At 28.9% G+C, this 22,596-nt stretch carries 16 protein-coding genes and 2 rRNA genes; 17 read left to right on the plus strand and 1 reads right to left on the minus strand.

The genetic code is table 4. The features are described from left to right. Nucleotides 1-74: 74 nt before the first annotated feature. From EXC44_RS02425 to rrf, 6 genes are all read left to right on the plus strand, one after another. Nucleotides 75-680 (plus strand): FMN-dependent NADH-azoreductase, encoded by a 606-nt coding sequence (locus EXC44_RS02425; RefSeq protein ID WP_129621655.1) that lies wholly within the window; start codon nucleotides 75-77, stop codon nucleotides 678-680. A gap of 188 nt (nucleotides 681-868) precedes the next feature. After that, the gene (gene rpmH, locus EXC44_RS02430; RefSeq protein ID WP_099309664.1) at nucleotides 869-1,018 is read left to right on the plus strand and encodes a 50S ribosomal protein L34; all 150 of its coding nucleotides are present in this window, start codon (nucleotides 869-871) and stop codon (nucleotides 1,016-1,018) included. A 13-nt stretch (nucleotides 1,019-1,031) separates the two neighbouring features. Next, complete coding sequence (gene rnpA, locus EXC44_RS02435; RefSeq protein ID WP_120160732.1) at nucleotides 1,032-1,373, plus strand: ribonuclease P protein component; 342 nt, start codon at nucleotides 1,032-1,034, stop codon at nucleotides 1,371-1,373. Continuing rightward, nucleotides 1,351-3,465, plus strand: a complete 2,115-nt coding sequence (gene yidC / locus EXC44_RS02440; RefSeq protein ID WP_129621657.1) for a membrane protein insertase YidC — start codon at nucleotides 1,351-1,353, stop codon at nucleotides 3,463-3,465. The genes rnpA and yidC overlap by 23 nt, the downstream gene beginning before the upstream one ends. A 192-nt stretch (nucleotides 3,466-3,657) precedes the next feature. After that, a complete protein-coding gene (locus EXC44_RS02445; RefSeq protein ID WP_129621659.1) occupies nucleotides 3,658-5,187 on the plus strand; it encodes a hypothetical protein in 1,530 nt (509 codons plus the stop codon). Nucleotides 5,188-5,282: 95 nt separating this feature from the next. Beyond that, nucleotides 5,283-5,388, plus strand: a 5S ribosomal RNA gene (gene rrf, locus EXC44_RS02450). Between the two features lie 2 nt (nucleotides 5,389-5,390). Here rrf and EXC44_RS02455 read toward each other — a convergent pair. After that, nucleotides 5,391-5,915 (minus strand): hypothetical protein, encoded by a 525-nt coding sequence (locus EXC44_RS02455; RefSeq protein ID WP_223213750.1) that lies wholly within the window; start codon nucleotides 5,913-5,915, stop codon nucleotides 5,391-5,393. A 111-nt stretch (nucleotides 5,916-6,026) separates the two neighbouring features. On the opposite strand from EXC44_RS02455, the gene EXC44_RS02460 reads away from it, so the two are divergent. From EXC44_RS02460 to EXC44_RS02510, 11 genes are all read left to right on the plus strand, one after another. Further along, nucleotides 6,027-8,195 (plus strand): HinT-interacting membrane complex protein P80, encoded by a 2,169-nt coding sequence (locus EXC44_RS02460; RefSeq protein WP_129621661.1) that lies wholly within the window; start codon nucleotides 6,027-6,029, stop codon nucleotides 8,193-8,195. Then, complete coding sequence (locus EXC44_RS02465) at nucleotides 8,195-9,436, plus strand: HinT-interacting membrane complex lipoprotein P60 (protein WP_129621663.1); 1,242 nt, start codon at nucleotides 8,195-8,197, stop codon at nucleotides 9,434-9,436. The genes EXC44_RS02460 and EXC44_RS02465 overlap by 1 nt, the downstream gene beginning before the upstream one ends. After that, on the plus strand, nucleotides 9,426-9,749 hold the full coding sequence (gene hinT, locus EXC44_RS02470; RefSeq protein ID WP_120160744.1) for a histidine triad protein HinT: 324 nt from the start codon (nucleotides 9,426-9,428) through the stop codon (nucleotides 9,747-9,749). Before EXC44_RS02465 ends, hinT begins: the two co-directional genes overlap by 11 nt. Before the next feature lie 145 nt (nucleotides 9,750-9,894). Continuing rightward, on the plus strand, nucleotides 9,895-11,256 hold the full coding sequence (gene eno / locus EXC44_RS02475) for a phosphopyruvate hydratase (protein WP_120160745.1): 1,362 nt from the start codon (nucleotides 9,895-9,897) through the stop codon (nucleotides 11,254-11,256). Between the two features lie 670 nt (nucleotides 11,257-11,926). Then, the gene (locus tag EXC44_RS02480) at nucleotides 11,927-13,003 is read left to right on the plus strand and encodes a phosphatidate cytidylyltransferase (RefSeq protein WP_129621666.1); all 1,077 of its coding nucleotides are present in this window, start codon (nucleotides 11,927-11,929) and stop codon (nucleotides 13,001-13,003) included. Nucleotides 13,004-13,013: 10 nt separating this feature from the next. After that, nucleotides 13,014-17,342 (plus strand): PolC-type DNA polymerase III, encoded by a 4,329-nt coding sequence (locus EXC44_RS02485; protein WP_129621668.1) that lies wholly within the window; start codon nucleotides 13,014-13,016, stop codon nucleotides 17,340-17,342. 104 nt (nucleotides 17,343-17,446) lie between these two features. Continuing rightward, a complete protein-coding gene (locus tag EXC44_RS02490) occupies nucleotides 17,447-18,349 on the plus strand; it encodes a Cof-type HAD-IIB family hydrolase (protein WP_129621670.1) in 903 nt (300 codons plus the stop codon). Then, nucleotides 18,349-19,032: a ribonuclease HIII gene (locus EXC44_RS02495; protein ID WP_129621672.1), complete on the plus strand. Its 684-nt coding sequence runs from the start codon at nucleotides 18,349-18,351 to the stop codon at nucleotides 19,030-19,032. The genes EXC44_RS02490 and EXC44_RS02495 overlap by 1 nt, the downstream gene beginning before the upstream one ends. 56 nt (nucleotides 19,033-19,088) lie before the next feature. Then, nucleotides 19,089-20,090, plus strand: a complete 1,002-nt coding sequence (gene recA / locus EXC44_RS02500; RefSeq protein WP_120160758.1) for a recombinase RecA — start codon at nucleotides 19,089-19,091, stop codon at nucleotides 20,088-20,090. Between the two features lie 53 nt (nucleotides 20,091-20,143). Then, nucleotides 20,144-20,977 (plus strand): TIGR00282 family metallophosphoesterase, encoded by an 834-nt coding sequence (locus EXC44_RS02505; RefSeq protein WP_129621674.1) that lies wholly within the window; start codon nucleotides 20,144-20,146, stop codon nucleotides 20,975-20,977. A gap of 109 nt (nucleotides 20,978-21,086) precedes the next feature. Further along, nucleotides 21,087-22,595: ribosomal RNA gene (locus EXC44_RS02510) — 16S ribosomal RNA — on the plus strand. Nucleotide 22,596: the final 1 nt, after the last annotated feature.

The raw sequence follows: 22,596 nt of genomic DNA on the forward strand, positions 1-22,596 counted from the left end.
GGGCAAAAATAAATTTCTATTATATTTTTAAATGGTGTATAATTAAAAAAAATTCGTAATTTAAGGAGTTAACGATGAAAAAAGTACTATTTTTAGATGGAGCACTTAATACAAGTGAAACATCATACTCAACAGCAGTAATGAATTATGTGCACGGTTTATTTGGTGATAGCAAATATTCAGTTAAGCGTGTTGATTTAAACCAAACAGTTTTTGCTAAAACAATTTTAAATGAAGCAAATTTAAACACATATTGAAATGATGTTGAAAGTGACAAATGAATTAATGAATTAAAAGAAACAGATTTATTAGTTGTTTCAATGTCAATGATTAATTTTGCACCTTCAACAGTTCTTAAAAACTTTATTGATGCTGTTACTATTGCTGGTAAAACCTTCACATATGAAGGAGCTACTTCAACAATGCCTGTAGGTCTTTTATCTAAATTAAAAGTTTTAATTATTGCTACCCAAGGAGCAAACTACGGAACTTATCCATGAGGTGATCATGTTAAATGATTAAAAGGAACACTTAATTTCTTAGGAGTTAAAAACATTTATAATTTCGATATTTTTGGAACAAAAGTTTCAGAGATTTCAAAATTAACACCTCAAGAATTTGTTGAATCAGAAAAAGACGAGATTAACCATTTAGTTTCTGAAATTAAAGAAAACTTATAAAAATTAAAAATAACAAACATAAAAAAGTTTGTTATTTTTAATTTCTTTGATTGTTAAAACAAAATTTTAGTTTAAAATTGTATAGATTTTAACGTAAAATTACATAGCTGAAAAATAACTTTTATTGTATAATATAAACACGCTTATAATAGATTTATATCATTTATTTAATTTTTTAAGGAGGAAAAATGAGCAAAAGAACTTACCAACCTAATAAACGTAAACATGCAAAAGTTCATGGTTTTAGAGCTAGAATGAAGTCTGTTAATGGTAGAAAAGTATTAGCCGCAAGAAGAGCTAAAGGTAGAAAAAGACTTACAGTTTCTGACAATAAATAATATTTTATAAAAGATGAAAAAGGAATTTCGACTCAGCAAAAATTGAGATTTCGAAAAAATAATAAATAAAAAACAATATCTTGCTAATGATTTTTTAATTATTTATTATCAAAAATCTCCAGATTGCCAAATAGGTATTACTATACCTAAGAAATTTGAAGACTCTGTTGGTCGTAATTTTTATAAACGGCAATTAAAAGCTATTTTAAGAGAATTAAATATTTTTAATCTTAAATTTCATTTAGTAATAATTGCCCGCAAGAAGTTTTGTGATTCGCTTTATTTAGTTAAAAAAGCAGCAACACAAAAGCTTTTTGAGAAATTAAGGAATTATGAAAAAAACACAAAATTTTAGTTATTTTTCTAATTCAGAGAATGATCCAAAAAAGAAAAGAAATGATTTCCTTAAGAAATTTTGGAAAATAGCAAAAATTTTTCTTTACTTATTTGCATTTTCTGTAACTTTAACAGGCTGCGTGCAGTCATTTGTTTTAAGAACTTCTTCAAACGTAGGTAATAGCATTGAGTTTTATCGCCAAAAAGATGATGTAGCGCCAAGACTTAATACCTTTAAACCTAAAGCAATTACTAATAATGTTAACTATACTGATAGCAATGGTGAAGTTATTAAAGATAAAAACATTAGTTTAACTTTTGATCTTTTACAACAAGATAACGATGTCAACATTTTAGTTGATAATAAAACCACATTAAGTAAACTAAAAGAACAAACAACGACTAATAAAGGTGAATATGCTAAACATAGTGTATTTATGACAAGTATTGCTGCTGAAAATGTTAAAGATGAAAAACTAGCTGCTTTAGGTTATTCTAAAGTAGATAATGAATCAAACATTATCCAAAAAGACGGCAAAATTTTATTTAGAAGTGAAAGTGAAATAAGATACCAATATTTACACGATCCTAAGTTAGCTGAAAATCAAATTTTAATTTTCAGCTATTTACCAGATCAAAATAGACAGTATATTGCTCTAAAACAAAAAGAACAAAAGTCAACTAACTCTTCAGGAGCTGAAGTTACAAAAAGATTTAATGATGTTGATGAGAATGGAAAATTATCCGTTTCGTTTATTTCAGGACTTCAAAAAATCGATTATGTAAAACAAAGTGACTTAGAAGCTATTACTGAAGCAAAAACCGAAACAAGAAGTCTAGTAAACCGTGCCTTTGCTAGAGATGTTTTACAAATGTTTTATGCATATACTTTTGGGAAGGATAGTGTGCTTCTTAAAAGATTAAACATTATTGCGCAGCAAGAATACAACAAAACCTTTAATTCTTTCAATGACTACTATAGATTCTTAGTTTCTAGAATCCAAAACAAACAAACTGCATTGCAAAATAATAATGAAGAATTATTTAAAATAACCCAAGAAGAACATGCAATTATTACTTCATATCATGAAGTTATTTATTCATGATTAAATCAATTTGGAATTGTTCCTACAAGAACAACAGGAAATACTTATAAAACTCAAATATCTGATTCAATTATGACTCAAAGCAATAAGTATGATGAAAATTCATATTCAATTGAAGATTTCATCTTAGCTTATAATAAAAATACTCCAAAAAATGAAGCAAAATTCTATACTAATATTTTACTAGGTGGGGATTATGCTGTACAACCTATTTATACATGAGGACAAGCTTGAACTTATGGACCATTTTATGGTTTATTAGTATATCCATTATCAGTTATGGTACAATCACTAAGACAAGCTATGCCTGATATGGATGGTTGATCTTCAATTTTAGCTATTTTAATTGCTGTTATTTTCACTCGTTTATTAGTGCTTGCTTTTACATTTAGATCAACAATGATGCAATCTGTGCAAGAAGGACTAAGAAACAAGAAAGCTGCAATTGAAGCAAAATATATTGGATTTGAAAATAACAAATCTATGAAGATGAAAAAGAGTCAAGAATTACAAGCTTTATATAGTAAATATAATATTAATCCTCTTGATCAATTTGCAAATATTTTACTTTCAATGCCTATTTTCCTTGCAATGTGGCGGGTGATCCAAGGAATACCTGAATTAAAAGAAACTTTCTGATTAGGTATTAACTTCTCATCTGTTTCATGGCAAAAAGTAATGAGTGGTAGTTTTATTTACCTTTGGATCCTAATTGCTGCAATACTAGTGCAATTGGTTTCACAACTTATCCCACAATGATTAAACCGTAAGAAAAATAATATTTCAATGACAATAACCGAAAAACAAGCTTTGAAAAAATCAGAAAAAACGCAACGGATTATGATGTTTATTTTTACTGGAATAACTGTGCTATTTAGTGCTGGGGTACAAGTATACTGATTATTTGGTGGTTTATGACAAATAGGACAAGCTTTAACCTTGCATAAAGTTAAACAAACCAAATGATTCAAACAAAAATATTCAAAGAAAATGGCCAAGAAATAGTAAACAAAACCTTAAAAGTATTCTGTTTTTCAGAATACTTTTTTATTTATTTTGTCTTTGTCTAGAATCAAAAAACATGTTTAATAAACCTTAAAAGTACTAAAATATTACTAATTATTTTTAGATTACCGTTATATATATATTGGTATAATTAAAAAGGATAGTGAAAAACCATTATCCAAAAGGAGTTAAATGAATAAAAAAATCTTTAAGAAAGCTCTTGCTTTAATTGCAACACCATTATTTGCTTCTGGTTCAATTATTGGACTGAGTGCTAATGCTCAAGTTGTAAATTCAGAGGCAAGTGCTTACTTTGATAAAACTGTTATTGAAAATGGTAAAACATATAATTTAGTTAATGTTTCATTTAAATTAAATGACAGTGAAGTTAGTGATTTAAAATCATATTATGCATTTATTAGCTTTACTTTAGAACATCAAAACTTACGTGAAGGTGATAATGTAATGTATTTAGGATACCAAGATAAAATTGAAGAACTTACTTCAAGTTTTATAGCTTCTAGAGTATCATTGCAAAACGGAAAATTTGATGAAAGTAGTAAAACTTATACTCTAACAGTTAAATTCTCTGGTCTATATGCTTGAGAACTTTCAACCTTTAAATTCCAATTAGGTCTTAGCGGAAGAACTTTAAGTATTAAACCTACTGCTAAACCTATTGAACAAACAAGAGTTGCTGTGAAAACAAAAGCTGGTACGCATGCTACTAGAACTAATAAAGATTTAAGTAGCATGAGCGATGCAGAGGTATTAAAATTAGCTCAATCTGTTGAAACTTACAAACCAGCTGTTAAAAAACAATGAAAACCTGCTATTAGTGAACCTGCTTTTATTGGGTTAGATCAAAGCAAAGTAGGTACTAGATCTGCAGTACCAATTAATATAAGTACTGGAAAACCTTTTGTAACTTTACAAGCTACAAAAGAATACTTAGAAATCTTACCAGACTCTCAAAAACTTGGACTAGTACCAAACTTATCACTTTATCAAGTAGTTATTCCAAACACGCATAAATTCTCAGAAAATTCTGGTAGAAGATTTTATTTAAATATGACAATTCAACAAGATGGACAAAGAACTGGTAATGTGTCATATGTTGTTGATGGTAATAAAGCTGAGCTTATTGGAAACTTAGGTTCTAATAAGAGTGATTTAAGTATGTATACAAGTACATATAAAGCTAATGATAATGATGGATATATTACCTTCCAATTACTATTAGGAAAAAGATGAGACCCATCTAAAATTAGAATTGTTATGTCATTTACTGGATACAGAAATGGTTCATACTTTGAAGTAGCTGGTAAAAATAGAAAAGTTGGTGAAATTAAATTAACTAAATGACAACAAAATGAAGTTTGAAGAAGAGGAACATGAAATAAATATGTTTCATTGAACAACGCTTTAGATTCAAATTTAGATGGTAAAGAAGTAACTTTAGAATTATCTCACCCTGATACTCCTAAAACTATTTTAAAATACAAAGTAAAAGGAGAAAAATTAGTACCAGTAGGAAATAATTCAAATGGAGTTAAATTTAATATTCACCGTATTAGCAACATAAAGCAAGGTCAAAGACTTGGATTTTACGTCGAACTAAGTAGTTTATTTGACCCAAATAAAGCTATTATTAAAGTAACTTTTGATGGCAAAACTCAAGAAGTTAAAATGCCTAATTTCTGAGGAATGTTTGATAACTAATTAAGATAACAAAATATTCGGAAAACTTGTTCCGAATATTTTTCTTTAAAAAAATAAAAAAAATTTTGACTTTTATTTTTTTGTGTTATACTTTTATCAGTGGTTAAAGCAAGAGGGATCACCTGAATCCATTCCGAACTCAGTAGTTAAGCCTCTTTACGCCGACGATAGCCTAAAGGTGAAAATAGGAAGCCGCTGTTTTTTTATATACTTTTTCATTCCTCTAAGTAGGGGAATTTTTTATTTTCAATTTCTATAACAGAATAATAACTAGGATTGAGATTAACAACTTTTTTAATTTTTAAAATTCCTTCATTTGAATCAAAATACAGTAAGACTAAAAGATCAGGATCAGGAGAATATAATTTGTCAATTAGTTTAAACAAATTAAATTCAATTTTTTTGTTAAAATTAGAATTTATTACAAGAGAATATTTTAATTTAGTTGTTCTAATTAATAAATTTAAATATATTTTTTCATTATTTAAAATAATGTAAGGCAAGGTATTTTCAGCTGCATAAGAGCGAGAACCAATTAAAACATTTTTTTCTAAAAAAATAAGATTTGTTAATGTTTCGAGGTCAATAACTACTTCATATGGTTGTGAAGTAGTTTGATTGAGACTTAAAGCATTTATTGTTTTAGAAAAAAGCGAGTAGACAAATTTGTGTTTTTTAGCAAGTAAATCAAAGGCACTTAAAGTGTCTAAAAAATTCCTGTTTTTCATAAATATAATTATATTTATATTAATTAATTTTAATAATATTTTTTGTTATAATTTATATAAAAATATGTTTATTAATAAATAAAAACTGCCAAATTTAAGATAGGAGAACAAATGGCAAAAAGACAAAGATCATTTTTTGAACGTTTATCAGAATTAAATGATAATTTTGAGGATAAAAATAAAAAAGTAAGCCGCAAGACCAGACGTAATTGAATTAATTATACAATTCTTGGTACGCTTGCTGCGATGATTACAGCTGGTATTACAATACCATTAGTAATTAACACAACAAAAGTAAATTATATTGAACCTCACAAAGGTGATAAACGTGCTTTTGTATTTAACAATAAGGTTAATATTTCTGTTGATGATTTAACTAATAAACTTAAAACAAGTGATTCAGATTATTCTAAGCAATTTGACGATACATATAAAAAAGTGATTTTTTATATGTATGAAAAAGAAGTTTTAGCATCAAAACAATATCAAGAGATTTTTAATGGTTCTTTAAACAGTAATGAAAATGCTAATTTATCTATTGAATTAAATTCTTTGGAAAAAATTAAAGATAATCAGAAAAAGAAAATTAATGATTTAAAGAATAATTTAAAAACTACTTACGGATATTCGACTTGGGAAAATGTTTTTAAAGAGAGATTGTTAACTGATGAATATGGCAAAAGCACTAACGAGGAAGATGCAGTTGATCATCTAACTTTTAAAGAAGTTGAATCAACTGCACTACGTTCTACACAAGTTGAAGTTAAAACTTTAAGTTTAGATTATATTAATAAAACCGCCAAGAAAACTATTTACAAAATTGATGCTAACGGAAATACTGTTAAAGGTTCAAATAATGAAGCTGTAGTATTATTTAACCAAGGAGAAAAAGTATTTCCTTACTTTAAAGAAGGAGTTAATTATTTTATTCAACCTAATAATCCAACTAAAGCCACTGTATTTTTAACTAAGTCATATATTACTGATTTAATTACAGTTGATCAAGTTGTACTAAATTATTTTAATAATAACAATATTTTAATCCCTAATTCAGTATTACTTCCTGGTATTGCTAATACTGATTTCAGATTTGGATTTAATTTATCGGATAGTAACGCAAAGAAAAAGTTTATTAACAATTTAAAATATTCAGTGTTAAAAAATAGTGATTCAAGTATTTCTGTTTCACAAAATATTGATTTATTACTTGGATTTAAAAATCCAAGCGAATATGGATTGTATTCAAATAATACTAAAGGTATAGATGCTTTTAATCAAGAAGTTTCAAGGTATAAAACTTATTTAAGTGCTTTAACTTTAACATCTGATAGTACTTTAGGTTACTTAGGTACTTCAAGCATGGCTGATTTGATTAACAATAATATTGATCTTTCATTTGGAACAGTGGCAAACGAATTGTTAAAAGATACTAATGATTTTAAAACTGTTGATTTAAAGCAATTATTTAGTATGCCTAGTGGTTTTAACACAAAAATTGAACAAGAAATTGCTAAATTAGTTCAAGAAGCTAAAGATTTAGTTAATAATAGTAGTATTAGTGATCAAAATGAGAAATTTAACAAAATCTCAGCGAAGTTAGAGGAAGCAAATTTATTGATTGATCGTTACTTTACTGAATTAACTAATGAACAGTTTAATGATGTTGTGTTAGATAAATACAACAAGAATTTTGAAATTAAAGTTGCAAATAATAGTTACAATTCTTTAGTTTACAAAGTTAAAGATAAAGAAAATCTCTTACTAGTTTTAACTAAATCTGGTGTTGCAATGTTTGCTAACACACATTTAGATACTTTAGATAAGTTCAAAGAATATATCACTAAAGACTTAGTTAATATTGCAGGGGGCAACAGTGCTTTCTTTAATTTTCAGACTAAGTTAAATAATTTTAAATCAAAAGAATTACTAGTCTTAAATAAGCTTAATGATGATCAGTTTGTTAGTTGATTATTAACTCAAAAGAATTATGACAATAAACAATATACTAATGAATTAATTGCTAAACTAAAAACAGAAGTATCATCTGTTAGAAATGGTTTAAAACTTAACGAAGAATTAACCTTATATGAAAAAATTAATACATATATAAAAGAAAAAGTTAATTCATTATCTAATGTTAACTTTAAAAATGTTGATGGAGTAATAAGAGTTGCTTATTTAGGACAAGATCATGCTTCAGTTAATTTAAACAATTCTAAAAATGCTTTTGAATTAGCAGAGCAAGAATTCCAAAAATACTTTAAGAAAGGGAATAAGTAATGAAATTATTTAAAAAGCTTTTAGCATTTTCTTCAATTGGTCTTGTTCCTATGGTAGCTGTTGCTTGTGGTAGGGATGTTAAGACTGATGAAAAAATTCGTCAAGACAAATTATTCGCTGGCAAAAATGTAAAAGATGTAGTTGAATCATTATGATTAGGCAATACTTTAAAATCTTTATACAATATTAGTGAAACGAAAAATATCGATAATGAAAAGTTTAAAGCAGATGCTTACCAAGTTTATAAAACACTCTTAAAGAATCAATTTCAAAAAGATACTAAATATTTACAAAAAGAAATTATTAGTTTATTATCAAAGGGTTTGATTTCAAATACGCAATACAACTCATTGCAGAGTCTAATTAGTTCATACTATCCAAATATTACAATGGAACAATTTTTGATTCTTTATAATATTAAAGAATCAAAAGTACAACTAACTGTTGAAAAGAATTTATTAGTTAATAAATACTTAACTATTTCTACTAAAGAAGATTTAGAAAAAGTATATGCAAGTACATATTCTAAACGTAAAGATGATTATGATTTAAATAACTTTATTTTAATTAATTATTTAATTGATAAAAAGTTAACACAAACATGAAGTTTTTCAAGTTCTAGTGAAAATGATGTTTTTACTTCATCGGTTAAAACAATTAATAAAATTGATGATTATGCTTCGCTTTCATTAAAAACTTTTGATGCTGCAAAAGTGGCTAATGATGATGTGTTATTTTCTTCTTTACCATTTGAAAGAAAAATTGGCGGCTTTAAAGGACTTGAATCATCTTCATTAAATTTTGATTATTCTTTAGATGTTTTAAAAAATAATAATTCTAAAACTTTGACAAACGGATTTTATGATTATTCTAAAAAAACATTAATTAAAGTTAACGAAGATGAAACTTTAGCAGAACCACTGCCAATTACGAGTCAAAGTAATTCAATATTAGTTACTTATGTAAATCGTTTACTTCCCCTTGCTAAGGATTATACAATTCAAAACCCGGATGAATCAAAGCGACGTGAAATCCCAACTGTTAATATTAAAAAATTAACTTTAGAAGGAACGCCACTTATTAATGATTTAATTAAGTTAACTACTTCATTATATAATTATGATTCTAATTTATATGAAGAAGCAGTTAGTGCTTTTGTAAAATTAGGAAATAAAATTAAATTAGAAGTAGAAGATCAGAATCTTAAGAAAGCAATTCAAGGATTGAAATATGCAGAGTAAAAGTGTTTTTACTCAAATTATTGAAAGAAAAATTCCTGCTAATATCTTATATGAAGATGATAAAGTAATTGCTTTTTATGATATTAATCCAGTTACTGAAGGACATTTTTTAGTTGTGCCTAAAAGTCCAGAAATAAATATTTTAGAAAATTCACAAGAAGACTATGTGAACTTACTATTAACTGCTCGAAAGTTAGCAAAAGAGTCTTTAGAAAAAAACGGTTTTTCAGGATTTAAATTACAAATAAACACAGGAGAAAGTGCTGGGCAAGTAGTATTTCACACCCACGTACATATCATACCTTACAAATAATTTATGACCATTTTAGCATTTTTCTAAAATGGTTTTTATATTTTCAAAATACTATTATAATTTATAATTTTTATTGTATAATATACGAGATTAGTAAAGTTTATAATTTATAATAAACTAAGTAATATTAAGATCAAGGAGAAAAATGTCAGCAATTAAAAAAATTCATGCACGTGAAGTATTAGACTCACGTGGTAATCCTACTGTACAAGTAGAAGTTTACACACAATTAGGAGGATATGGTTCTGCAATGGTGCCTTCTGGTGCTTCAACAGGATCAAGAGAAGCTCTTGAATTAAGAGACAAGGGCTCAAAATATGAAAACAATTGATTTGGTGGGAAAGGTGTTATGTTAGCAGTTGATAATGTTAATAACATCATTGCACCGGCAGTAATTGGATACGAAGTAACTAAGCAACGTAAAATTGATCAATTAATGATCGCTCTAGATGGAACACCTACAAAATCTAAATTAGGTGCTAATGCAATTTTAGGAGTTTCATTAGCTGTAGCACGTGCAGCAGCTCATGAATTAGATTTACCTTTATATAAATACTTAGGTGGATTTAATGCTCACCAATTACCTGTTCCTATGTTAAACGTTATTAACGGAGGCGAACACGCTTCAAACACAATTGACTTCCAAGAATTTATGATTATGCCAGTTGGAGCAAAATCGCTTAAAGAAGCATTACAAATGGCTAACTTTGTATTCCATAATTTAGCTAAATTACTTAAAAAGAATGGACATGGAGTTCAAGTCGGAGATGAAGGTGGATTTGCACCTAACTTCAAATCACATGAAGAAGCTTTAGACTTTTTGGTGGAAGCTATTAAAGTATCAGGTTATGTACCAGCTACTTCAGGAGATAAAGCAGTTGCTATTGCAATGGACTGTGCTTCAAGTGAATTATACCAAAATGGTGTTTATACCTTTGGCAAACTAAAGAAAGCTATTGAAACTAAACAACCTGGATTTGAAACTCTTCAAAATGTTAAATTATCATATACAACAGAAGAAATGATTAATTACTTAAAGGGATTAATCAATAAATATCCAATTATTTCAATTGAAGATGGTTTTGCTGAAAGTGATTGAGAAGGATTTAAAAAATTCACAAAAGAAGTTGGACATAAAGTTCAAATCGTTGGTGATGATTTAACAGTTACAAATACAGCAATTTTAAAACGTGCTATTGAAGAGAAATCAATGAACTCAATTTTAATTAAAGTAAATCAAATTGGTTCATTAACTGAAACATTTGATGCTATCCAAATGGCTCAAAAAGCTAATATGACGGCAGTTGTTTCACACCGTTCAGGGGAAACTGAAGATACAACTATTGCTGATATTGCAGTAGCTATGAATGCTGGTCAAATTAAAACTGGTTCAATGTCAAGAACAGACCGTATTGCTAAATATAACCGCTTATTAACTATCGAACAAGAATTATGTTCTTCAGCAAAATTCGAAGGTGCTAAATCATTTTATAATTTAGAAAAATAATTTTGTTAATGAAAAAATATTCATGAGTCATTCATGAATATTTTTTAATATAAACTAAGTTTATATTACACTATAATTAAACCAAAGGACAATTATTAAAAAAAACTAAAAAAGTTTAAATTATAGTTTCAAGTAACTTAATTCCATTAATTACCTTTTTTGTTCACTAATACAAGTAGAGAAATAAGGTAACACTTAAAATTATCTTCTGGAAACAAAAACTAGTATTGCAAAAATTCTTTATGACAGGAAATTTAGTGATAATTTACAAGATAATACTAGAAATAAAAGTAATTTATATATTTATTTGAACAGGCATAAAACTTCATCTATTTATTTGGTAAATTTCTTTATTACATTTTTGGCTAAGAAAAACTATAATAAATATTTTGCAAGATACTAAAGGTGAGCTGTAGTGGAAGATATTGTTCCTTATAATCCTACTTGGTTTTTTAGTGCACCAAAATAAATAATATTTAATAATATTTATAGCATTAAAGGAAAGTATAGTTACTCTTTTATAAAAGAATCATAGATTGATATAACAAGGAATATAAGAAATCATTTTTAAAATAATTTAACGTTGGAGTTTGTTTTATATAATTAAAAAAAATTTAGATATAAATACCTATTAAGTGCATTTTTAAATTATTTTTATTATAATATTTGTATGAATATAGTACAAAAGAATAAAAATACATTATTGAAAAATAGAGTTGTACCTGGTATATTAATGCTAATTGCTTTAGCAGCACTATTAGCATTACATAGGTTTTCATTTTACCATTCAATAAATTACGGAAAAGAAGTAGTAAATGCACTTTATGTTATTTCATCAATAACAATTGCATTAATTGGGTTTTGGGTTTGGTATGAGTTGAGCTATACTTTTTTACAAAATAAAAAAGCAGCCATAATTCAAGCTATTATTATGACTTTAGCTATACCATATTGAAGAAGCCTATATACAGCTGTTAACTTTGAGGATAGAGGCGAAACTAATCCTTGGATTCATGTTTATTTTACGGCTAAAATGGTGATTCAAGATATGGCCTTTGATTGGTGGACAGGAGTATTTTTAATTTTACCAATTCTTAGTTTTCCAATTATTCGTTTAATCTTATTATTAAAAGAAAAGAATCAAATTTTATATAAAAACTTTTTTATTAATTATTTACTTTATTTTATAACATATTTAATTATACTTGCTATGTTTAAAACATATGCAGCATTAAATGCGATGCGTGATGGTCTTTATTTTATAATTCTTTGTTTCTCAATTGCAGTAGCACACGATATAGGTGGGTTTTTTGGGGGAATGACCTTTGGGCATAAATTATTCAAACGTAAGTTAGCGCCTGCAATTAGTCCTAAAAAAACTATTGAAGGAGCAATTGTTGGAATTAGTGCTGGTATCTTAGTAATTATACTTTTCTCTGTTATTTATTATTATGGTTTTAAAGCAAATGATCAAGAAAATTTACACATTAATACTGACTTTATTAGCGGTATAGTGCATAGTTTAAAAATTCCTGGATATTATTCAAGAATTATTGGAATAACTAATTTTACAATCTTAGCTCCTTTTTTTGCTCTAACAGGTGATTTATATTTTTCATATTTAAAAAGAAGAATGGGTATTAAAGATTTTTCAAATATTTTAAAAGGACATGGTGGAATTTTAGATCGTTTAGATAGCATTGCATTCGTATTTACTTTATTCTTTATACTTTCAACAGTAATTTAGGAGTTTTAAGATGAATTATAGCAACAAAGCTTTTGATAAATTAGCTAAAGGTATTAAATTACCTTTTTTATCGACTTTACAGGACGTTTCGATTATTAATGATTGAAGAGATAACGGACTAATTAGTGGAACAATTTTATTAAAAAAAGCCCCAGACGCAAGACAATTTTTACAATTTATTTACCAAATAGAGCAAAGTAAAAACTTATTTTCTAAATTATCGTATGAAGTGCAAAACTATTACCAAGAACAAGAGATATTTAAAGATTATATTTACTATTTTCTAAGTGCGTTTAATTCTTTTAAAGAAATAATTCCTTTAATAAATAAAAATAATGATATTTATTACAGTAGTGAAAAAAAGAAGTGAATTTTAAAGTATGCAGATTTTGAACTAGAAAAAGACTTTAACTTTGCTGCTAATTTTTTAAATATTAATTTAGCTCGCTTTGGTTTTAATAAAGTGGTGGTAGAAGCGATTTTAGACCAAATTAATACTACACAAATACCAAATGATCAAAACTTTATTAATGAGCAATATGATTTATTAAAGAAGCGAGAAATTAGTGTAGATAAGTTTCAAAAAAGTGCCAAGAAACAATTTAGTAATAATTTTAACCGTACTTATCGTTTAATTGAATTAGACAAATTAAAGGACTATAGCGATTTTGAAAATTTACCTATTTGTTTTTTTGGAACTATTTATAAAAATGAATTATTTAAAAGAGAAAATATAAAAATTCATAGGTATAAAATAACTAATGAAAAAGATGCTATTTCATTAGTTCATTTTGTGAATCAAGAAACAGATCAAGAATTAATTAAATTAGGAAGTTATGTAAAAGTTCAGGGTCTTTTCAATCCTAAAAATAATAATAACAAGCATCAGAAAACTAAGAATGTACGTGTTGATAAAATTGAACTTGTTGATATACCTGTTGATCAAGTTATAAAAGATTTATCACAAGAAAAGCGAATTGAATTTAATGCTAAAAGCAAAATGAATGCAATGGATGGGATTTTAGATGCTGAGCAAATTGTCACAATTGCTAAAGATTTTGGTCATAAATCTGTTGCAATTTTAGATTCAACTAGCTGCCAAGCATATCCTAAGTTTGCTCAAGCAGCAAAAAAAGCTGGTATTAAACCAATTTATGGTGTTTCATTTGATGTACTTGAACAAAGCAATAAAATCTTTTTAACTGATTTTCAAAATAAAAATATTTTAGATGAAACATATGTAGTTTTTGATATTGAAACAACTAGTCTTTCATCAAAACTTGGAGAAATTATTGAATTTGGTGCTTCAATAATTCACAAAGGAATAATTACTGAAGAAATTCAATTCTTTATTAAAGCAACTAAGCCATTAAGTAAATTTACGGTATCTTTTACCAACATTACTGATCAAATGCTTGCAAAAGATGGTTTAGAAATTAGTGAAGCATTGGATAAAATTTATAATATTTTAAATAATAAAACTGCAATTGCTCACAATGCAAATTTTGATATGAATTTTATTGTGCAAAAATTTATTGATCACAATAAACCATTGCCAAATACTGTTTATATAGATTCCTTAATGATTTCAAGGTGTGTTTCACCTTATTCTAAGAAGCATAAGTTAGGAGATTTTGCTAATGCAATGGGAGTTAATTATAACTCTGATGTAGCTCACCGAGCAGATTATGACGCATTTGTTTTAGCTAATGCAATGTTAAAAGCTTTTGATTTTTTAAAAAATGAACAAGTCTTTGATTTTGAGTCCTTATCAAAATACTTGCCTAATGGAAATGATTATTTTAAAAGGATTAATACTAGCAATAGTCAAATTAGTGTAATTGCTAAAAATCAAGCAGGGCTAAAAGAACTCTTTAAACTAGTTTCACTAGCTTCAACAGAGCGTCACTTTAATGGGCCTAAATTATTTTGAAATGATTTACCCAAATCAGAAAATTTACTTTATGGATCAGGTGGTTTAAAAAGTCCGCTAATTGATGCCCTATTGTATTCATCTGATTTAGAAATAAATCAATTAATTAAAAGATTTGACTATATTGAATTGCCCCATTCAGAAGCTTTTTGACATAAAACTTCAACAGGTGATTATACTAAAGAAGACATTGAATTTTTATTAAAAGATTTAATTAAAAAAGCAAAAGAGAAAAATAAAACTATTATTGCTATTGGAGATGTCAGGTTTGAAAAAGCTTCTGACCAAGTTTTTTATAAATCATTAGTTTATTCAAAAGGAATTGGTGGAGTAGACCACTTTTTATTTAGTTATAAAGACCCTAATAAATTAGTGATTCCGAACCTAAGTTTTTTAACAACCCAAGAAATGAAAGAAAAATTTGTATTTTTACAAGACTCAAATTTAATTGATGAAATTGTAGTTAAAAATACTAATTACTTGGACAATATGATTGACAATAATATTCAAGTAATTAAAGATAAGTTGTATACCCCAACTTTTGATAATTCTAAAGAAAAGTTACCTGAACTTGTTTTTAAAACAGCAAAGGAAAAATATGGTGAAACTTTACCAGAAGTTATTTTGCAACGAATTAATAAAGAACTAGATCCCATTATTAAATATGGCTTTCATGTTATTTATTGAATATCACATATTTTAGTAAAAAAATCAAATGAAGATGGTTATTTAGTTGGAAGTAGAGGTTCGGTTGGTTCGTCATTGGTTGCAACTCTTTCAGGAATAACTGAAATTAATCCATTAGAACCTCATTATATTTGTTCTAAGTGTAAATACTTTGAAATGGTAGTAAACCCACCTACTTCTTCTGGGTTTGATTTAGATGACAAAAGTTGTCCTAAATGCGGAGAAATGCTTAATAAAGATGGACATTCAATTCCTTTTGAAACATTTTTAGGTTTTAATGCTGATAAAGTTCCTGATATTGATTTAAACTTTTCTGGAGATTACCAACCGATTATTCACGCTGAAGTTAGAAATTTATTTGGAAAAAATAGTACTTTTAGAGCCGGAACTATTTCAAGCATTCAAGAAAAAACTGCATATGGATATGTAGTAGCCGCGGTTGAAAAATACCATTGGAAATACACTTCTGATTACATCGATTATGTTTCTTCAAAAATAATTGATGTTAAAAGAACAACAGGTCAACACCCAGGGGGAATTATTATTATTCCCAAAGAATTAGATGTTGAAGATTTTACCCCAATTAACTTCCCTGCTAATGATGAAGATAGTGATTGAAAAACAACTCACTTTGATTTCCATGCGATTCATGATAATGTTTTAAAATTAGATTTACTAGGACATGTTGACCCAACAGCAATTAGAATGCTTGAAAGATTAACTGGATTAGATGTAAAAAAAGATATTCCTTCAAAAGACCCAAGGGTTATATCTTTATTTACTTCACCAAAAGAATTAAACATTAAACCTTCAGATATTGGTGGAGAAACAACAGGTGCCCATGGAATTCCTGAATTTGGTACGGATTTTGTGCGTAGAATGCTCACGAGCGCAAAACCTCAAAGTTTTGCAGATTTAATTGCTATTTCAGGACTTTCGCATGGAACAGATGTATGAACTGGGAATGCTGAAGATTTAATTATTAAAGAAAAAATGACACTCTCTGATGTTATTTCCTGTCGTGATGATATTATGTATTTTTTAATTAAACATGGAGTCTCAAACCTTGATTCATTTAATATTATGGAGAATGTACGTAAAGGTAAGGGATTAAGTACAAAAGATGAAGAATTATTAAGAAGTAAGAATGTTCCAGAATGGTCAATTAAAAGCATGAACTTAATTAAATATATGTTTCCTAGGGCACATGCTACTGCATATGTTTTAATGGCTTGAAGAATTGCTTGATTTAAACTTTATAAACCTTTAGAATATTATGCAACATTTTTTACAACTAGATTAAGTGAATTTGATATTGAGATTTTAATCGAAAAAAACAAAGTTTTAGCCAAGCTAGAAGAACTTAAAGACAAAAAAGATAAAAGTGTCAACGAAAAAGCTCTTTATTCGACTTTAGAAATAGCTAGGGAAATGTATGCTAGAGGATTTGGTTTTCTAAATATTGATTTAAACTTATCCTTAGAATCAGAATGAGTAATTGACTACAACCAAAATTCCTTAATTGCACCTTTCAGTGCAATTAAAGGTCTTGGTGATTCGGTGGCGAGTAAGATTGTTCAAGCTAGAAACCAAATGGCTTTTCAAACCAAAGAAGATTTTAAAAAGCGTAGTGGAGTGAACGCAACTTTATTTGGTGAAATGGAGCGACTTGGTGTTTTAGAAGGTTTAAGTGAGAGAGACCAAATGTCATTATTTTAAAATCATTTCTTTGCATTGCTTGTAAAATACCCCGGATGTGATAAAATTATATTTAGACACTTATTACAATTTAATAGGTGAATTATTTATCTTTAAGGAGAATTATGCAAAAAGAAAGATATTTATTTGCCATAGATTTAGATGGTACTACACTATTCTCTAGTGCAACTGGAGAAATTCATGATTTAACTATGTCTGCTATTAAAAGAGCAAAAGAAGAAGGACATATTGTTTGTATTTTAACAGGGCGTCCTTGAAGAAGTACACAACGAATTTATGAAACTCTTGGTTTAGATACAGTTGTATCAAACTTTAATGGGGCTCATATTCATAACCCAAATGACAAAACTTTTATTCCACATATTAAATATTTAAATCTAAATGAAGCTTTATACATTTTAGGCGATAAAAGAGTTCAAAAAGAAATTACAAATATAGCAATTGAAGGTCCAGATTGAGTACAGCTCGAAAAAAGAGATGAAGATTTAGAAAAAGTATTTGGTTTTTCAAGTGCACCAAAATTAAAATTCGGCTTAGATTTTTATAAAATTCCATTAATGCCTACAGGAATTTTATTTGATGTTAAAAAAGATACTGATGTTGAGTCATTAAGATGTTATTTAAAAGCTCGCTACGGTGATTTAGCTGAGTTTTCATATTGGTCAAAAGGCGAAGGATTAAGCCCGGTATTTGATATTACTAATATAGTAGCTAACAAAGGAAAGGCATTAAGTGTTTTAACAAGATATTATGATATTAAAACAGAAAATATTGTAGCTCTTGGAGATGGGTTTAACGATGTTCCAATGTTTAAGATTGCTAATGTTTCAGTAGCTATGGGTAACGCTCCAAAGGACGTTAAAAGATATGCCAATGTACGCATTAATAAAACCAATAAAGAAGGTGGAGTTGGATGATATATTAATAAATTCTTAGATAATCCACAAGCAGAAATAAATAAAGCAAATGAGAAAAGAAAAAGAATTCGTCAGTTTGAGGAAGAATAGTGAAATTTGTTGAATCATTACCAAAGAATTTAAATAAGAATATTTTAGGTATTGATGAAACAGGGGTAGGCGATTACTTTACTCCTTTAATTGCTTGCGGTGCATTATTACCAAAAGAAATGCACCAATGAGCAGTAGATTTAGGAGTTAAAGATTCTAAATTGCTTTCAGAAAACAAAATCAAAGAAATTGCTCAAGAATTAAAAAGTAAAATACCGCACGCTGTATATGTTTTATCACAACAAGGGTACAACACAATGGTAAACAAGAAATTTAATGCTAATGAAATTAAATTTTTTGCTCATGCTAATGCAATTCTAAATTTTGATAAAAAGTATAAGATCGCTAATAAAGAAATTTTAATTGACAAATATTCAACTATAAAAGCAATTGAAAAATATTCTAATAGGTTTTTATTCATTGAAAGTTTTCAAGAGATTTGTCAAATCTATAATAAAATATATTTAGAAGAAAAAGCAGAAAGTAAATGTTTATCAGTAGCTTGTGCCTCAATTATAGCCAGGGCTTATTTAATTGAATATATGGAAAAACAAACTAAGGAATGAAATTTTGCTTTTCCATTGGGTGCAAATACAAGTGTAAAACAAGCAGTTTTAAAATTTAAAGAACTGCATGGGCAAGATTCTTTAAATAAAGTGACTAAAACAAGTTTCAAAATTTAATTTGTTCTTTTTTGGTTTGTAAAGGAAGCAGAATTTAACTATACTTCGGAGGTAAAATGGCCGAAGAAACAACAATTAACTTAAATAATAAATCAATTATTAAAAGTGCAATCTCACAAATAGAAAAAAAATTTGGCAAAGAGTCAATTATGTTATTGGGAGATGTACAAGATGCAACTGTAGAAACTTTCCATAGCGGAAGTTATATCTTAGATAATATTTTAGGAATTGGTGGTTACCCTAAAGGACGAATTATTGAAATTTATGGACCAGAAGGTTCAGGGAAAACTACTTTATCATTACACGCAATTGCTGAGGTACAAAAAAAAGGAGGAATAGCCGCATTTATTGATGCAGAGCATTCCATTGATCCTATTTTTGCAAGCAAGTTAGGGGTTAACACTGATAATTTAATTTTATCGCAACCTGATTCGGGAGAACAAGCTTTAGAAATTGTTGATATTTTAGCAAGACTTGGCAATATTGACTTAATTGTAGTTGATAGTGTTGCTGCATTAGTTCCACTTGCTGAATTAAATGGAGAAATGAATGATCAACAAATTGGTGCACAAGCAAGATTAATGTCTAAAGCTTTAAGAAAGATTACTGGAAATTTAAATAAAAACAAAACAACCATTATTTTTATTAACCAAATTCGAGAAAAAGTAGGAGTTATTTTTGGGAATCCAGAAACAACACCTGGCGGACGAGCTTTAAAGTTTTATGCAAGCATTAGAATTGAAGTTCGTAAAGGTACACAAATTACAGGTGACAAAGAGATTTCAGGAAATGAAATAAAATTTAAAATTGTTAAAAATAAGTTAGCTCCTCCTTATAAGTCTGCGCAAACTGAACTTGCTTTTAGTGAAGGGATTGATAAATATGGGGAACTTGTCGATATTGCAGTTGATAAAAAAATCTTTGAAAAAAAAGGTGCTTGGTATAGTTATGAAGGAAACAATGTAGCCCAAGGCAAAAAAAACGCCAAAGATTATATTAAAGAAAATGAACATATTAAAGAAAAAATCCTTTTAGCAATCGAAAATATTCAAACATAAAAAAGAGAATTTTCTCTTTTTTATTTTATGATAAATGTAATATCATTATTATTATGCAAAAAAAGAAAAAACTAACTGTTTTATTTATTGGTGATATTTTTGGCTTACCAGGCATTATTACGATTGAAAAATATTTAGGCAAAATTAAAAATAAGTATAAAGCTGATTACATAATTGCACAAGGAGAAAACATTACTGGTCGTAAAGGGCTTAATGAGCTTGACTACATTCGTTTAAAAAAAGCAGGAATTGATTTTTTTACAATGGGGAATCATGTATGAGCTAACGATGATATATATAATATAATTAATAATAACGATATTGCTAGGCCATATAATATTAATAATTCATATCCAGGGCAAGGAACCCAAGTTATCAATATTAATAATTTTTCTTTAAGAATTACTTCTATAATGGGTCAAACTTTTAATGAGTTGCGCCACCCTTGGTTAGAATCAAGTTCTAATTCATTTTTAGAATCAATTGATAATCTTTTAAAAAGCAAAGACCAAAGTGATTTTCACTTAGTTGATTTCCATGGAGAAACAACGAGTGAAAAATATATCTTTGGTTTACATGTTGATGGTAAAGTAGATGTAGTAGTAGGCACACATACTCATGTGCAAACAAACGATGCTCATTTATTGCCTAATGGAACAGCATATATAACTGATGTTGGAATGACTGGACCTATTGATTGTGCAATTGGCGCAAGATTTGAAGAAGTTAGAAATAAGATAGTTAACCCAGAATCACGCGAGAAATTTTATGTTAGTTCAAACAACACACAATTTAATGGTGTTGTAATAGAACTAACTAAAAATGGTCTTGCGAGAAAAAAACACAAGATAAAGAAGATCAACTTATTTGATTTAAAAATTTATTAAAAAAATATTTTGGTTTTTATTTTTTTTGTATTATAATATTCTTGCGCTTTTTAAAAAAGCAGCATGAAGTTCTTTGAAAACTAGATATACACAAAACATGACAGTCAATTTTTTCGAGAGTTTGATCCTGGCTCAGGATGAACGCTGGCTGTGTGCCTAATACATGCATGTCGAGCGAAGTTCATTAGAACTTAGCGGCGAATGGGTGAGTAACACGTACTTAACATACCTCTTAGATTGGGATAACGGTGAGAAATTATCGCTAATACCGGATACTTATATAAGTCGCATGACTTATATATAAAAGAAGCCTTAAAGCTTCACTAAGAGATTGGGGTGCGGAACATTAGCTAGTTGGTAAGGTAATGGCTTACCAAGGCAATGATGTTTAGCGGGGTTGAGAGACTGATCCGCCACACTGGGACTGAGATACGGCCCAGACTCCTACGGGAGGCAGCAGTAGGGAATTTTCCACAATGGACGAAAGTCTGATGGAGCGACACAGCGTGCAGGATGACGGCCTTCGGGTTGTAAACTGCTGTTATAAGGGAAGAAAAAGCATTAGAGGAAATGCTAGTGCCTTGACGGTACCTTGTCAGAAAGCAACGGCTAACTATGTGCCAGCAGCCGCGGTAATACATAGGTTGCAAGCGTTATCCGGAATTATTGGGCGTAAAGCGTCTGTAGGTTGTATGTTAAGTCTGGCGTGAAAACTTGGGGCTCAACCCCAAATTGCGTTGGATACTGGCATGCTAGAATTGTGTAGAGGTTAGCGGAATTCCTAGTGAAGCGGTGAAATGCGTAGATATTAGGAAGAACACCAATTTGGCGAAGGCAGCTAACTGGGCACATATTGACACTGAGAGACGAAAGCGTGGGGAGCAAACAGGATTAGATACCCTGGTAGTCCACGCTGTAAACGATGATGATTAGCTGATAGAGAGGTCTATCGGCGCAGCTAACGCATTAAATCATCCGCCTGAGTAGTATGCTCGCAAGAGTGAAACTTAAAGGAATTGACGGGGATCCGCACAAGCGGTGGAGCATGTGGTTTAATTTGAAGATACGCGTAGAACCTTACCCACTCTTGACATCTTCTGCAAAGCTATAGAGATATAGCAGAGGTTAACAGAATGACAGATGGTGCATGGTTGTCGTCAGCTCGTGTCGTGAGATGTTCGGTTAAGTCCTGCAACGAGCGCAACCCTTGTCCTTAGTTAATTTTTTAGGGAGACTGCCCGAGTAATTGGGAGGAAGGTGGGGACGACGTCAAATCATCATGCCTCTTACGAGTGGGGCAACACACGTGCTACAATGGATAGTACAAAGAGAAGCAACATGGTGACATCAAGCAAATCTCAAAAAACTATTCTCAGTTCGGATTGTAGTCTGCAACTCGACTACATGAAGTCGGAATCGCTAGTAATCGTAGATCAGCTACGCTACGGTGAATACGTTCTCGGGTCTTGTACACACCGCCCGTCACACCATGGGAGCTGGTAATGCCCGAAGTCGGTTTTGTTAACTACGGAGACAACTGCCTAAGGCAGGGCCGGTGACTGGGGTGAAGTCGTAACAAGGTATCCCTACGAGAACGTGGGGATGGATTACCTCCTTTC

This window comes from Mycoplasmopsis bovirhinis (genome assembly GCF_900660515.1).
Classification (GTDB): domain Bacteria; phylum Bacillota_I; class Bacilli_A; order Mycoplasmatales; family Metamycoplasmataceae; genus Mycoplasmopsis; species Mycoplasmopsis bovirhinis.